Source organism: Dietzia sp. CW19 (genome assembly GCF_014145265.1).
In the GTDB taxonomy this organism is placed as follows: Bacteria; Actinomycetota; Actinomycetes; order Mycobacteriales; family Mycobacteriaceae; genus Dietzia; species Dietzia natronolimnaea.
In genome coordinates this window covers 23302-37570 of sequence record NZ_JAALEE010000559.1, presented here as the reverse complement: position 1 = coordinate 37570, position 14269 = coordinate 23302, and the positions used below count along the sequence as shown (strand labels likewise).

General features: G+C 59.8%; 11 protein-coding genes. 3 read left to right on the top strand and 8 right to left on the bottom strand.

Annotated features, from left to right (window positions below; translation table 11 throughout):
* The first annotated feature begins 4 nt into the window (after positions 1-4).
* From wecB to G6021_RS15920, 3 genes are all read left to right on the top strand, one after another.
* Positions 5-1129, top strand: a complete 1125-nt coding sequence (gene wecB, locus G6021_RS15930) for a UDP-N-acetylglucosamine 2-epimerase (non-hydrolyzing) (RefSeq protein ID WP_187700780.1) — start codon at positions 5-7, stop codon at positions 1127-1129.
* 47 nt (positions 1130-1176) lie between these two features.
* Positions 1177-1737 (top strand): acyltransferase, encoded by a 561-nt coding sequence (locus G6021_RS15925; RefSeq protein WP_206682674.1) that lies wholly within the window; start codon positions 1177-1179, stop codon positions 1735-1737.
* Between the two features lie 300 nt (positions 1738-2037).
* Positions 2038-2955, top strand: a complete 918-nt coding sequence (locus G6021_RS15920) for a glycosyltransferase (protein WP_182641712.1) — start codon at positions 2038-2040, stop codon at positions 2953-2955.
* Positions 2956-3051: 96 nt separating this feature from the next.
* On the opposite strand, the gene G6021_RS15915 is transcribed toward G6021_RS15920, so the two are convergent.
* The 8 genes from G6021_RS15915 to G6021_RS16985 all read right to left on the bottom strand — a co-directional run.
* Positions 3052-4350, bottom strand: coding sequence for a glycosyltransferase (locus tag G6021_RS15915; RefSeq protein WP_241736619.1), 1299 nt, complete (start codon positions 4348-4350; stop codon positions 3052-3054).
* Positions 4351-5314: 964 nt separating this feature from the next.
* Positions 5315-6568: a hypothetical protein gene (locus G6021_RS15905; RefSeq protein WP_182641709.1), complete on the bottom strand. Its 1254-nt coding sequence runs from the start codon at positions 6566-6568 to the stop codon at positions 5315-5317.
* A gap of 8 nt (positions 6569-6576) precedes the next feature.
* Positions 6577-7959 (bottom strand): O-antigen polysaccharide polymerase Wzy, encoded by a 1383-nt coding sequence (gene wzy, locus G6021_RS15900; protein WP_182641708.1) that lies wholly within the window; start codon positions 7957-7959, stop codon positions 6577-6579.
* Between the two features lie 124 nt (positions 7960-8083).
* Entirely contained in the window at positions 8084-9349 is a 1266-nt protein-coding gene (locus tag G6021_RS15895) for a nucleotide sugar dehydrogenase (protein WP_182641707.1), read from the bottom strand.
* Positions 9349-10275, bottom strand: a complete 927-nt coding sequence (locus tag G6021_RS15890) for an NAD-dependent epimerase/dehydratase family protein (RefSeq protein ID WP_182641706.1) — start codon at positions 10273-10275, stop codon at positions 9349-9351. Before G6021_RS15890 ends, G6021_RS15895 begins: the two co-directional genes overlap by 1 nt.
* The gene (locus tag G6021_RS15885) at positions 10272-12122 is read right to left on the bottom strand and encodes a nucleoside-diphosphate sugar epimerase/dehydratase (RefSeq protein WP_182641705.1); all 1851 of its coding nucleotides are present in this window, start codon (positions 12120-12122) and stop codon (positions 10272-10274) included. The genes G6021_RS15890 and G6021_RS15885 overlap by 4 nt, the downstream gene beginning before the upstream one ends.
* A gap of 47 nt (positions 12123-12169) precedes the next feature.
* Positions 12170-13564 (bottom strand): polysaccharide biosynthesis tyrosine autokinase, encoded by a 1395-nt coding sequence (locus tag G6021_RS15880; RefSeq protein WP_182641704.1) that lies wholly within the window; start codon positions 13562-13564, stop codon positions 12170-12172.
* Positions 13565-14086: 522 nt separating this feature from the next.
* The coding region (locus G6021_RS16985) for a hypothetical protein (RefSeq protein WP_206682673.1) at positions 14087-14269 on the bottom strand (183 nt) is incomplete at its 5' end.

The following is a 14269-nucleotide window of genomic DNA, read 5'->3' as shown; positions in this document are numbered from 1 at the left end:
GGTCATGACCGTCGTGGGCACCCGCCCCGAACTCATCCGGCTGGCCCGGGTCATCCACCGTCTCGATGCCACTGCCGGCATCGACCACGTCCTGGTTCACACCGGTCAGAACTACGACTACACCCTGAACCAGGTGTTTTTCGACGACCTCGGGATCAGGCAGCCCGACCACATGCTCGGCGTGGACACGTCCAGCCTCGGCGCCGTGCTCGGTGGCACGCTGATCGCCGCGGAGAAGGTGATGCGCGAGGAGCAGCCCGATGCCGTCCTCGTTCTCGGCGATACGAATTCCTGCATCGCGGCCCTCATGGCACGCCGTATGCGGATTCCGACCTATCATATGGAGGCGGGCAACCGCTGTTTCGATCTGAACGTGCCGGAGGAGACCAACCGTCGCATGGTCGACCACGTCTCCGACTTCAACCTCGTCTACACCGAGCACGCACGGCGGAACCTGCTGGCCGAGGGACTGCATCCCCGCCGCATCCTCAAGACCGGGTCGCCGATGCGAGAGGTGCTCAACGCCTATAAGGACCAGATCGAGGTGTCGACGGTCCTCGAGGACAAGGGACTTGAGGAGGGCGGGTACTTCCTCGTGTCCGCCCATCGCGAGGAGAACGTGGACTCCCCCGCTCGGCTGCAGATGCTCCTCGACTGCCTTACCGCAGTTCATGCGCACTACGGACTGCCCGTGTTCGTATCCACCCATCCGCGTACCCGCAAGCGACTCGAGGCGCTTCCGGACTGGTTGGAGCCGGAGGGCATCACCTTCTCAGAGCCGCTCGGCTTCCACGACTACAACAAGCTGCAACTCTCGGCGGCATGCTCCCTCTCGGATTCCGGCACCATCGCGGAGGAGTCGTCGATCCTCGGCTTCCCCGCCGTCACACTCCGCGATTCCATTGAGCGCCCGGAGGCCCTCGACACCGGCGGGATCATGATGACCGGGTTGCACGCCGAGGACGTCGTCGCGGCAATTCAGGTCGCGATGGACTCCGCGTACAGGCGAGACGGCGTCAATCACCTGACCCCTGACGATTACCTCATCGAAAACACGAGTGAGCGTACGGTCAAATTCGTCCTCTCCACCGCGCATCGGCACCATCAGTGGGAGGGCATACGTCGCTGATCTCGAAGACCTCCGCCAGCACGAGCACATAACGTTAGGGTTATACAATGTCAGTTCTGAAGTCAATGCCCCAAGTGGTTAATGAGGTCAGGCAGAGATTCGCGTTGCGCCGAGACCCCATAGCTTACTTCCGCGAAAAGGGTCTATCCATAGGGCGGGACTGCTCGATTCTGGGGCCCAACAACGGCACCTTCGGTTCGGAGCCGTACCTGGTTTCGCTTGGGAACCACGTTCGGATCACGAGCGGGGTTCGCTTCGTAACTCATGATGGGGGGGTATGGACCCTGCGCCAGGAGCACCCCGAAGTGGATGTGTTCGGGAGGATCACCGTGGGAGACAACGTATTCATTGGTATCAACTCGGTCGTAATGCCCGGCGTCACCATTGGAGACAATGTTGTGATCGGTGCACACTCGATCGTCACAAGGGACATTCCGGACAACTCCGTTGCGGCGGGCAACCCGGCACGTGTGTTGTCGAGCATGGAGTCATACGCCGCACGATCTCTCGAAAAGGCAGTCAACACCAAAGCGCTCAACCCGGTCGAGAAACGTCGGTATCTCACTGAAAACACGGATTCGATATTCCGCCAGACCCCACGAGGTTGAACGGTGCCGCGACCGCCGCGCAGACCGGCATTTCAGACATCGGACGTCTACTTGGTCACCGACGTTCGAGTCTGCTATTCGGGAGGGACGCTTCACTCCACGCACCCGGCTCTCTCGGACAGCTACCTGGCACAGTTCCAGACAGAAGGGGCGCGTTTGAACCTCGTCGCCCGTCTGGACGAGAAACTCCCGCGAACGGTCGGTCCGCTGGACACCTCGCTTCGTCTTGTTCCTGTTCGATCAGAACGCGGACGAACGAAGCTCCAGCGTCTACTGTCAGCGCTTGTTCTTGTTTCGCGCATGAAGTTCTCGGCCGAGGACGTCGTCATCGTCCGTGTGCCTGAGACCCTGGGCCTTGCCCTTGGGTCAGTTGCGGGCCTACAGGGCGCGCAAGTGGTCGCGAACGTAGTCGCATTCCCTGACGCCATCGGATCAGGAACTCCTCTACTCGGGGCAGCAACAAACCCTCTGGTCCGCAAGCTTTCGCAGCGAATCGTCAGTCGGGCAGCTGCAGTAGTTTACGTGACACGGAAAGCTCTTCAGAACGCTCTTCCGCCGCCAGCGGCTGTCCCGACGTTCACGAAGAGCAACATTGTCTTTCCGGATTACTATTTCGCTGATCAAGCCAAGGACACGTTTGACCGAGCGGAACTCCAGCTAATCACCGTGGGATCCCTGAACGGCTCCATCAAAGGCGTGGACACCGTTTTGCGCGCGTTGTCGATATTGGTGCGCAAGGGAGTCAACTTTCAGTTCACTGTGGTCGGCGAGGGGACTTCGCGCACCGGGCTCGAGGAACTAGCACGTGATCTGGGACTAGCCGAAAGAGTTCGTTTCCTTGGTCAGATCGATTCTAAATCAGTTCTAGTCCGCCACTTGAAACATGCCGATCTATTCGTGCTGGCTTCACGAACCGAGGGGCTTCCGCGTGCCATGATCGAGGCTTCCGCGGTCGGACTGCCAGCCATCGGATCTCGGGTCGGAGGAATCCCCGAACTCGTTCCAAGCCGAGCGTTATTCGACTCGGGCGATTACGACGGGCTGGCAAGCCTACTGGAGTCGCTTCACTCGAATCGTTCCCTACTCGCTACCTTGGCTGAGGAGCAGCACCATAATGCGGTAGACCTCATCCGGACGGCGCGCACCCCGATCTTCCGACAAGTCATCGACTCGGTACGGGCTCAGCGACGTCCTGCTGCTCGCCCGCTTGACCGCTAGTGATTGGCTAGTCAACCTCGCGCGGGCAGCGTCGACCCGGACGGGTTGTTTAGCCGCTCACGATTGCCGTGCTGCGGAAATCCAATACTGGAAACCTCACCCGGCGCGACCGCCTGACCACAGCTTCAAGAATGCGCGGGACGCGTCGGAGAGGCTGAACGGTGATTCGGAGAACTGTTTCAGCGCGTGAGCGAGAGTAATCGATCGCCGGCGTTTATACGCGCGCTGCAGTTCCTCTATCCACACACCATTACCTTCCGCAAGACTGACTGTACGGACTGACTCGAAGAACGATGATACGTACTCGTTACTCGGTATCGAACTCGCCACCACGGGGACTCCTACAGCAGTCGCCTCTAGTATCGCCCCTGGGAGTCCCTCTCGGAACGACGTGTTGAGCATCGCGTCACAAGATTTGAACAGAGCCCAGAGGTCACTTCGCTGCCCCAAGAAAAACACGTGCTCACTGACTCCACAACTGGAAGCCGAACTCAGCAACTCCGCGTGGCTAACAGGGTCATCACGTCCTACGAATACGAGCGAAAACTCGTGCCCCGAGGACCGTGCGTCACCAAGGATTTCGATAGCTCGCATTCTATTCTTCGCGGCGACGTCTCGTCCCACGTGTAGAACTACCGGAACCCCGTCGGGGACAGGGAGCACCGTCCGACTGAAGGCTGTTTCACGTTCCAAAAGGGGCACGTCAATTCCAGAGGGGATAACTCTGCACCGGGGGTCACCCTCCCAGAGCCTCTTCCACCCCCCGCTCAATGAGCTAGGCGAAACTCCTATGATATCCGTCGCAAATAGCTCGATACTCAATCGCCCGATCAATTCGGCCGCACTGGCTTTCAGGGACGATCGCTCGTGCGCCCGGCCCTCAGATCTGAAATGGGCGACTCTAGTCGGTGTGCCCACCAGTGCCGCAGCGATGAGCAGTATCCCCGCATACATGCGACCTTGAGCCACGTGCAAGTGAAGTGTAGTCACGTCCGCCCGGGACAGTTCTTTGACCAACGCCTTGGCGAACGCATGACTGCGGAATCGCAGGGTCACCACCTCACAGCCAGCCTCCTCGAACAGCTGACTCAGGGAACCGCGATCCCCGCTTGTCTGGAACACCACCGGGCGGATGCTCCCCCTCAGCGCACGGAAGAGCTCAAGGGTTCTCATCTCCATTCCCCCGCGTTCCAAAGTCGAGATGACGTGGACGACCCCCGGCACCCGGACGGCAGCGCGATTTCTAAACATGAACGCCCCACAGAACACGATGCCGACGAACAGCAGCTTGGATGGAGAACTCTGAAGATTCGAAGGCGCTGACGTTAGCGCCCACCTCAGAATTCCTTCGTTGGCTACTAGCGAGCAGAGCGGCCACCGTCTCTGCCCAGTCATCGTCCGTAGCCGACAGGTCCACGAGCCCCCCCACCGCACCGGTCGCGGCCGCGACGTAGCGTACGCCTGGGATATCCGACGCGACCACGGGGCAACCCACCGATATCGCTTCAAGAACAACGCCGGGGAGCCCCTCCCGCCTCGACGTGTGCAGAAGGCAATCAACCCTCCCCAGTAGCGGAAGCACCGAGCTTGTCTCGCCCAAGTCGACTATCCCACTAGGGGAAGCGACGCCGGAGGATCGACAGAGTTCCTCCACGCTCCGAAGCGAGCGCCCCGCCAACACGAGCTGCGCGCGTGGGTACTTCTTCGACAACCGCGCGAAAACCCTGACCGTACGCTCCCGATCCTTGTCCGGGTCATCGCGCCCCACATGCGCAATAACCGGCCAGCTGCCAGGTTCGATCGAATCGGCGAGCTTGACCTCAGGGGGTGCGTCCCATCCGGTGGTGTCAACGCCCGTGGGAACGACTCTGAAACAAGATACAGGTAGCCGACAGAACTCAGAGCCGTATTCCGCGGCCCCAGGCGAAACCCCGATAAACTCGGTAGCGAACCTTGATATCAACCACCCAAGAAACCCGGACCGAAACGTTCGTTTCCCTGTGCCAGCGCTCCCTTCAGACCTGAAGTGCGCTAGGCGTCGAGGCACCCCTGCCAGCCAAGCCACCATCAACACAGGGCCCGAGCGCTCACTGACGTTTGAATCCACGCAATTGGCTAAGCGCAGTGATTTATAAAGGTCCCACCAGTAACGGATCCTTCGGGCACCTCGTGGCCCGATACGAACCCCGGCCGCCACGAATTCTTTCTCCAAGTCGCTCGGCGAAGAAGCCAACGCGGATACCACGTGACCAGAACCCCCAGCAGCCCGTATTAGTTGCAGAGTACGCGTCTCCGCCCCCCCACGTCCCAGGCTGCCGAAAACATGAATAACCTTAATAGACCGTCTCGGTGACCGCACTCATCCCACCTTCAGCTTGATTCCTTGAAGAACGTTCCGGCCTATGACCTGTAAGCCGAGCGAGCTATGCGCAACGAAGTGGCAAAACGATATGGTTGCATAGACAAACCATGCAGTCGAGGACGCCACAGCCACGCCCATAGCACCGAACCGGGGCCCCAGAACGAGTATAAGCACCACGCATATAACGCTTGCGACAAACGCACGTATATTCGCTGCAGCAGCAAGTCCGTGTCGAACGAGGTACTGGCCTATCGGACGCTGAACTCCGGTTGCGCAGAGGCCAATCATAAGGATCGGGAGCACCCCCACAGCGGGGGCGAATTGGCTGCCCCAGACTGCCGGTATTAAAACGCTGCCACCAAGAGCGACAACAACGGCGAGTGGGACCATGATCACAATACTTAATCCCACCAGGCGAGCGGTAAACGCTGCGGGCCGATCGTCCGAGAACTGACGATTGAGATAGACCGACGTCAGCGACGTGCCAACCACCAGAATCGGGGCCGTTATCGACACCGCCACCGAGTAAACGCCAGCGGCCGCCAACCCGGAAATCGCGGAGAGAAGAACAAGGTCAGCTCGGGCGAGCACTGCCAGCGCCACCTGTCCCGAATGGAAACGAAGCCCCACGAACAGGCTGCTCCGGAACGGCGGAAAGGACACCCGATTTGGGTACCTGCTCAGCAAGATGAGAACCGAGACAGATGTGGAGAACAGCAGAGAAGAGCTGATAACGACCAGAGCCCAATAAGGCGTGAGAAGATCTGCAACCACAAGCACAGCGACGCCGCCGGCCACGATCGCCGACTCCACCGCGGAAAGCACGGACGCTAGAACCGGTGAACCGTCCAGCAAAAGGAAGCGCTGAAGCCAGGTGTTCGCCAGATAAAGGAGCAGCAATCCACCCGCGAACGACGCCCCCGGGAGGCTGCTGATTGGAACCAAGGAGCCGTGCGAGAGGTACAAAAACAGAATGACCGCGCCCCCTGCCGGAACACCAAGTAGAAGGATGCCTGCGATCATTGAAGCAGGAAGCGCTGGTCTTTCCTCGGGATATCTCGCCCAGAACCTAGATGCCCCCAACTCAGCCGAGCACCCGACGATTGCAGAACCGAACAAGCCGACGGAAACGATGACCTGTTGATAGCCGCGCCCTTCATCTCCAAGTTCTCGAGCAACTACCACACCGCCGGCAAAAGACAGTGCCATAGCTACCAAACGCAGGAAGGTTGCGACCTGCACGGTCCCCATTACTGGCACTATCGCAGCACTTTACGGCGTGGGGTTTCAGGAGTCAGACCAACATCGCGCGGAAGTCTCGTGGGGCGCTTATGCGTCCGGAGCAATATAGCAAGAAACCACGCAGCCGCCAGCGCAACCGCCGAGAATACGAGAACAGTAGGTATGGTGGCTGCGCTGTTGCGCACGTGGAATTGGAAGGCGAGAACCGCGATACCGATCCAAGCCAGTGTCCACTCTCCGGTTTTGCCCCTGCTCGCAAGTAACCCCAGCACAATACCTATAGAAGCCAAGAATAGTAGACTGCCCCAGACGCCGAAGTTGTGGAAGCTCTCCGCGTAGATCGAGCCGCCGATCTGCCCCTCCTCGGCGGCAATGCGGTTGCTCAGGATCCAGCTTTCTAGGCCTTCTTCTGGTGCCACTGTTCTGAGAACATAGCGATTCCACGCCACTAGAAAGGGACCCAAGTACGTTACTCCCCCCGCGTAGGACTCCCCGGCCACGATGTGCCAGCCTGCCGTCACCACGAACACATACAGGCTGCCGCCTAGTTCAGCCAGGGCCAGACGGGGCGAATTCAGTATCAGGTCCACAGTCACAGAACCCTGACCGGTTCTGGTGATAGCGACAACCGCAGTTGCCATCAGCACCAGGACGCCGATCGCAACCGTTGCGACAGGCCGGGGGGAGTCTCTTCGGTAAACCCGCACAGCCATATAAGCCATCAGCGGAAACAGGATCTCGCCGCGCAAGCCAAGGGGGAAGGCGTAAAGGGAGAACAACACGAAAAGCGCGACCAGCAGCCGTGAAACGAACAATCTGCTGTCGACCGCAGAGAGGACGAGACCGATACCGATCAGGTAATAGGACAGCTGCACCGGAACGTTAGTCCCCCTTGCGGCCGCCAAATAGTCTAGGTAATCAGAGGTCAATGACAACCCTGCTTGGAGAGCGAATGCCGACCAGATCAACAATCCACCCACACCAAAAACGAAGCCGACGCTCACGATCGCGCGCCCGGCACTGGTTGTCGCAGACTGATTAGGGCCGAGGCCGTCGTTGACCTCAGCCGGCCTGACGTCGCTGCTCGCAATCGCGAGTCCCAACGACAGGGCGGACTGCAAGAGTACGGCCAAGGCGATGGAGGATGATACCACCTCCTGACCCACCCACCTGCCGATGATCTGCGAACTGGACGCACCTGTCAGCACAATTTCGGGTAGCGCAGAGAAATGGAATATCGACGCCACAACTATGCAAACGAACTGAACGGACCACACCCCACGAGGCTGGATTACAGCGTGAGAAGCGAGCATTACAGCCACGAGAATCGTCGACAAGGTCGCCATGGGACGGACACTTATCGCATCACCGTAACTGTAGGCACCGAACGCGATCGCCATACATGCAAGGTTGATCATCACGAGTAGTCCTCGCCGCACCGCAGTCATGTCACCCCCATGCATTCGCCATTTCAGATTCCTGAGAACCCGCCCGTCTCGTTAGGCCCGATTCACGACACGCGGACTACAGCCGCTGCACATTATCCGAAGGTGTAAGGCATCCTTTCGTGTCAAGCACCACCGGCGCCGCAGCAGCTATGGCGCATATATCCAGCCCCCCATGCTGCTGGAGGATCACGGTGATGTCGGAGCTGGCGGCTGACGCTTCGGCGTCCTCAGATGCAAAGAGAACTCTGTCATCCTTGAAGGGGCGCCACTCTGGGACAAACGGGTCCACATACTCCAGGTGCGCCCCTAGCTTGTCCAATTCCCTGGCAACCGGTATTGCTGGGCTCTCACGTTGGTCGGCGATATCCGGCTTATAAGTCACGCCTACCAGCAAGATCCGCGCGCCCCTTACCGCCTTGCCCGAATCATTCAGAATGAGGGCGACCCGCTGCGCTACGTAGGAAGGCGCAGCATGGTTTATCTCTTCTGCGAGTTCAACCATTCTGAAGGCGTAACCGAGTTTCGCCTTAACCCGGTGTGAGAGGTATGACGGATCGATCGGGATGCAGTGCCCTCCCACCCCGGGGCCCGGTCGGAAAGCCATGAAACCGAAAGGTTTGGTGTCCGCGGCGTCAATTGCATCCCACAGATCGATATCCAGCTCTTGACAGAACCGCACCATTTCGTTGACAAGTGCGATGTTGACGTGCCGGAACGTGTTTTCCAGAAGCTTGGCCATCTCGGCCTCTTTCGCGCCCTTCGTGGACACAACAGTGTCGACAAACGTGGCGTAAAAGTCGACAGCTCGCGCTGCGCACCCGGGAGTGATCCCCCCGACCACCTTCGGCGTGTTCTTGACACCGTATTTCTTGTTCCCCGGGTCAATACGTTCAGGGGAGAAGGCGATGAACACTTCCTTCCCTATCTCAAGGGTCCCACGGGTGACGAGCGGAGCAAACACTTCCTCGGTCGTACCGGGGTACGTCGTTGACTCGAGGATGCACAGCGTTCCGTCTGTCACGAACTGGCCGATGGAACGTGCGGTCGCCTCCACAGCCTTTAGATCGGGCCCTCCGTCCTCGCTCAACGGAGTCGGCACGCACACCACAACTACGTCGGCGTCGGCAATACAGCTCTGGTCGAATGTGGCTCGGTATCCGTTTTTGAGCCCGGCCGACAGATCTGCATCGCTCACGTCGTCTATGTGCGAGATTCCGCGATTGAGGTCGTCGATCACGGACTCATTCAGATCCAGACCGACCACACTATGCCCCGCCTCGGCAGCTCTGAGCGCCATCGGGAGCCCAACATAGCCTTGACCTATAACTACCGCATTGCTCATTAGTTTACCCCTTCAAACCACGTGTAGGTCTCCGCCAAGCCTTGCGCTAGAGGAACCGGAGCTATATCCGGGAAGAGCCGCGTAAGACTCTCGTTCACGGCCATGGAGTGTTTTACGTCGCCAGGACGCGGGTCTCTGAACTCGACGCTCGGTTCGATTCCCGTCACCCCTGTTATCTGCGAGATCAGGTCGAGCAGAGACGTATTGGTCCCGTACGCGAGGTTAACCGGCTCTGGATGGGTGACAGTTCTCTCAAAAGCGTCGACCAGTACCTCGCATACGGTACGAACGAAGGTGAAATCCCTCGAGTTGGTGCCGTCCCCGTTCACTGGTAGCGGACTCCCATTGACCAAAGCGTCGAGGAAGACTGGAATGACTGCGGCGTAGACGTGACCGGCACGTTGATTCGGCCCATACACGTTGAAGAACCGGAACGCCATGGTCGACATGCCGAAAGACTGCTGCGCCGCGAGAGTATACTGCTCGGTAGCCAATTTGCTCACCGCATAGGGGCTCATCGCCCGAACCCACTCTCTTTCCGACTTCGGCATCGCCGGGTTCATTCCGTAGACCGACGATGACGACGCGACAGATAAGTGCGACACGCCGGCGTCCCTGGACGCCATCACCACGTTCAACGATCCGCGTGCGTTCACCTCGTGAGTCGTTATGGGGTCTTTAATACTGCGCGGAACGCTACCAAGCGCTCCCAGATGAACTACCGCATCGATTCCCCCGACAGCTGATGCGAGAGCATCGTCGTCCAGAATGGATCCTTCGATGAAGTCGACGTCTAGATTCAGGAGGTTCTCTCTGTACCCCGTGCTGAGGTCATCGATTACTCGGACTTCATGCCCGTGGTCGAGGCAAATCTTGACGAGGTTGCTGCCGATGAAACCGGCCCCGCCGGTAATAAGTACTTTCACTGGTCATTCCTTTCGAGTACGTTTTCGGCCAGCCAGGACGCCGCCGAGCTATGGTCCCCAATATGATCTACTGCTGTTTTATCTAAAGTTATCGGGGGGACCCTAACTACCGAGAGGGCCTCGTGCTTCATGCCCTTCACGGGGGTCTCGCGATCATCGAACAACTCCTCGGCCAGCTTCTCGTTCTCGCGCAAGCCGGTATACACAATTTCGATGTCTTTGCCGGCTTGTTCTATCAGCATGCGGGCTACGCTTTCAATTCTCACCGGCTCTCCCATGTCCAGGACGAGGGTCTCCCCGGATTCTCCGACGACTGCCGCTTGAAGAACGAGCTGGCAAGCCTCCGGAATTGTCATGAAAAATCGGTTCACCGCCGGGTCAGTGATTGTGACTGGACCCCCAGCTTTAATCTGCTTTTCAAAGACGGTGAGTACCGAGCCCCGGGAACCGAGCACATTCCCGAACCGCACTGACACAAATTTGGTCTCGCCGGATTTGACGGCCATCCCGGCCGCCAACCGCTCCGCGATTCGCTTGCTCGTCCCTAGGACCGAACATGGGTTCGCGGCTTTATCCGTAGAAATATTGACGAATGTCTCGACCCCGTGTCTAACCGAGGCGTCGAGAAGGTTCAGCGTGCCGACAACGTTGGTTTTGAGGGCTTCGAGGGGATAGTGCTCCAAAAGCGGCATGTGCTTCAAGGCGGCGGCGTGAAATACTATCTGCGGCATACGCGAAGCGAAGATCTCATCGATTGCGTCCTTGTCTCGGATGGAAGCGAGGATCGTGTCGTCACCGTCGAGCATTGCTTGGTCCTGAAGAGACAGCTGAACTGAATGGAGACCCGATTCATCTCGGTCCAGCATCATAAGTTCGGTAGGCCGAAATCTGCTTATTTGGCGGCAGAGTTCGGACCCGATGGAACCCCCAGCGCCTGTCACCATGATTCGTTTTCCGCGGAGGTATTCGGCGATCTCCGTCTGGTTAAGTTGGGCCGGCTTACGACCCAGAAGATCATTCACGTTGATCTCGCGAAGTTCATCTGCAGCGACCCGGCCCTTCATCATCGAATCGAGTGGCGGCAACACCAAGACTCGCAATCCTGCCGCTTCGGCTCTGTCTCGAATGTCGATGAGTTCGTCGCTCGGCAGGCTCGGCACTGCGAGCAGGAGGGTGGAAGCCCCCGTCTTCTTGGCCAGCTCTTCAAGCTTCTCGCGTCCCCCATGCACGCGAACACCCTCGATCACCATATGGCGCTTGCCTGCGTCGTCATCCAGAATTCCAACTGGGTTGTAGTGTGCGACCTCTGAGCGACGAAGCTGGCGCACCAGCTGGAGTCCGCCGTCACCGGCGCCAAAGACCAGCGCACGCTCCGCATCCTTTGTCCCACCTGCACCGAACAGCCTCTTGCGCCGCACGAGCGATCGGAGGACAAGCGCGCCGAGGATGGTAAAGGCTCCGGTCACGATGGACGTGGAGCGCGGGACCCCCTCGTACTGCCCTCCGACGATGTGACCGAGGAAAACTGTGAACGTGACCGCCGAGAAAACGAACGTGACGACACTGGTCTCCAGAACGCTGCCGGGCACGAACCGGCCACGGTACAACCCAACTAGCCAGCCTACGATCCACGTCAGCACGATGAGCGCGAATAGAACTAGGTACGCGTTCCCCATCCTCAGGGATTGCGCCAGCCGGTCCACCGAAAAATCGAATCGCAACCACAGGGCGAGAACGAACATCCCTGCCCACAAGACGGCATCGACGGCGATCCACTGGGACGTGCCGAGACCGATCGGGCGGTGAAAAGGCCCTCTGAACCGCTCGGTGTGAGCATCCCTGGTCATCTCAGGTCCTCCCTGTGGCTGCATAGGCGCTGCACTGGAAAGAACATTCAAGCCTTCCCAGCCGCTGAGGGTGTCTTGGACGAGTAGTAGTACGAGTCGTAGTACCCGGCTGAGCCCTTCTTAGCGGACTTGTTAGCTACCGTCACGATGCCCAGGAGGGTGGCGTCTGCCTTTGCCAGGTTGTCCACTGCCTGAGCGACCTGATCTGCTGTGGTCCGGTGTGAGCGGACCACGAGCAGTGCGCCATCTGTGATCCTGGCGAGTAACGCACCGTCCGTCACGGGGAGAAGCGGCGGAGAGTCGATGATGACGTAGTCATACTTGCTGCGCAGCTCGTCGATGAGGTGTCGCGCCATATCGGAGGCGAGGAGCTCAGAGGGGTTGGGCGGCAACGGGCCGCATGCCAGCAGGTGTACGCCGTCGTGTCGCGTCTCCTGCACCACGTCGGCAAACTCGGCCTGACCGGACAGTATGTTGGTCAGGCCCACCTTGTCCGGCATGGCCATGTAGCTGACCACCAGGGGGCGGCGGAGGTCCGCCTCGATCAACAGAACCCGGTTACCGGACTCGGCGAGGGCAAGCGAGAGATTGATTGCGGTCTCGGACTTGCCCTCAGTGGCTACTGACGAAGTCAGCACGAAGACGCGCGGGGGATTGTCGACGTTGAGAAACTGCAGGTTGGTCCGCAGGCGCCGGAAGGATTCCGCCGCCGGGGAGTGTCCTTCACGGAACGGAACGATGTGCTCGGCGCCCTTTTCCTTGTCCTCCGCCTTGCGGAACGGAATCGACCCCACGACTGGCTTACCCGCGATCGATTCTAATTGCTCCGTGGACTTGACCCGGCGGTCGAAAGCGTTGATGAGGAGCGCGATGCCGATGCCGGCGAGAAGCCCCAGGACGAGCCCGATCGCCACGTTCTGCTCGGTCTTGGGCGCGATGGGCGAAGTCGGCAACGCGGGCGGATTAACCACGGTGAGCTTCGCCAGCGCCGGGCCGCCGCCATCCGGGGTCTCGAGGCGGTTGATGGCCTCGGGGAGGACCTCACCGAAGCCCTCCGCCAACTGCAGTGCGCGCTGCGGGTCGGAATTCGTGACCGCGACATTGAGCAGAACGGTCTTTGCATCGGCAGTGGCCGTGGTCTGGCCCGCCACCTGGGAAGGGGCGAGGTCAGCGCCGGCGGTGTCCACCACCCGCTGAGTGATGTCCGTGCTCTTGACGAGCGCAGCGTAGGACTGCACCCGCTGCTGAGCGCCGAGTGAACCCTGGTAGGCCGCCGCAGCGGAATCCCCGCCGGCGACGGTCACGTAGAACTGGACCTTCGCTTGGTAGCTCGGGGGGGTGAGCAGGCTCATCCCTAGCGCCAAGAGGCCCCCGATGAGCGTTGCAGCCACGATGACGATCCAGCGGGCTCGGAGTACGGACAACAGGTCCCGCAGATCCACTCCAGGGTCCTTTCCTTGAGACGGTCACACAGAAGCGACCCGCTTCAGCGGACGCGAATCGGGTCAAACGATGACACTACTTTGCTGAGGGCCGCTTCAACACGGGTCGTTCACACGATGAACATGGATTCACCGAAACGGGTCACGCGGCGGCCCGCTCCGTCTCTACTCGTTCGCAGTCGGGATACGTGGTCTCATCCCCATGAGAGGATGACCCCGTCGCCGCTGGCCGACGCTTGTTGTCACGACACTTTTTTGGCTGGTACGGCGATTGCGGGATGTCCGGCGCCAGCGCAGAGCTCCACCCCTTGGCCATCTCTTCCGAGCCAGTCGACGCAATAGTAGTGGTGGCGGGGCTAGGGAAGGCCGGTCCGTTCTCGCCCGGCATCACGCTGAGATTGGGGTGAGGGGCCGCATCTTCTTGACCTGGCTGCGCGAGTCTTCTGGGCGACCCGCAATCGCTGCCGAGTCCACCTGCGCCGCCACGCCCGTCCTCGCACTCGATGGGCGGGGCATCGAGATCTAGCGCTTTGCTCCCGACGCCGACACCACCAAAGTCGAACCCATTTCCGCCACCCAGATGGCCCACAGCCGGGGGTGGAAGCCACTCCTCTTCGTCGTCACCTTCGCAGCGTCGGCGTCTTCTCGGTCCTCGACCTTGGACGCCTCTCCCCCGGCGGCCGGACCTTCGCCGCCTTCTCCAAG

Bases quoted from the DNA above. Each gene is read 5' to 3' on its own strand.
- G6021_RS15885 (WP_182641705.1), bottom strand. From the start codon at position 12,122: ATGACCAGGGATGCTCACACCGAGCGGTTCAGAGGGCCTTTTCACCGC.
- G6021_RS15895 (WP_182641707.1), bottom strand. From the start codon at position 9,349: ATGAGCAATGCGGTAGTTATAGGTCAAGGCTATGTTGGGCTCCCGATG.
- G6021_RS15905 (WP_182641709.1), bottom strand. From the start codon at position 6,568: ATGGGGACCGTGCAGGTCGCAACCTTCCTGCGTTTGGTAGCTATGGCA.
- wecB (WP_187700780.1), top strand. From the start codon at position 5: ATGACCGTCGTGGGCACCCGCCCCGAACTCATCCGGCTGGCCCGGGTC.
- wzy (WP_182641708.1), bottom strand. From the start codon at position 7,959: ATGGCGATCGCGTTCGGTGCCTACAGTTACGGTGATGCGATAAGTGTC.
- G6021_RS15925 (WP_206682674.1), top strand. From the start codon at position 1,177: ATGTCAGTTCTGAAGTCAATGCCCCAAGTGGTTAATGAGGTCAGGCAG.
- G6021_RS15920 (WP_182641712.1), top strand. From the start codon at position 2,038: ATGAAGTTCTCGGCCGAGGACGTCGTCATCGTCCGTGTGCCTGAGACC.
- G6021_RS15915 (WP_241736619.1), bottom strand. From the start codon at position 4,350: ATGACTGGGCAGAGACGGTGGCCGCTCTGCTCGCTAGTAGCCAACGAA.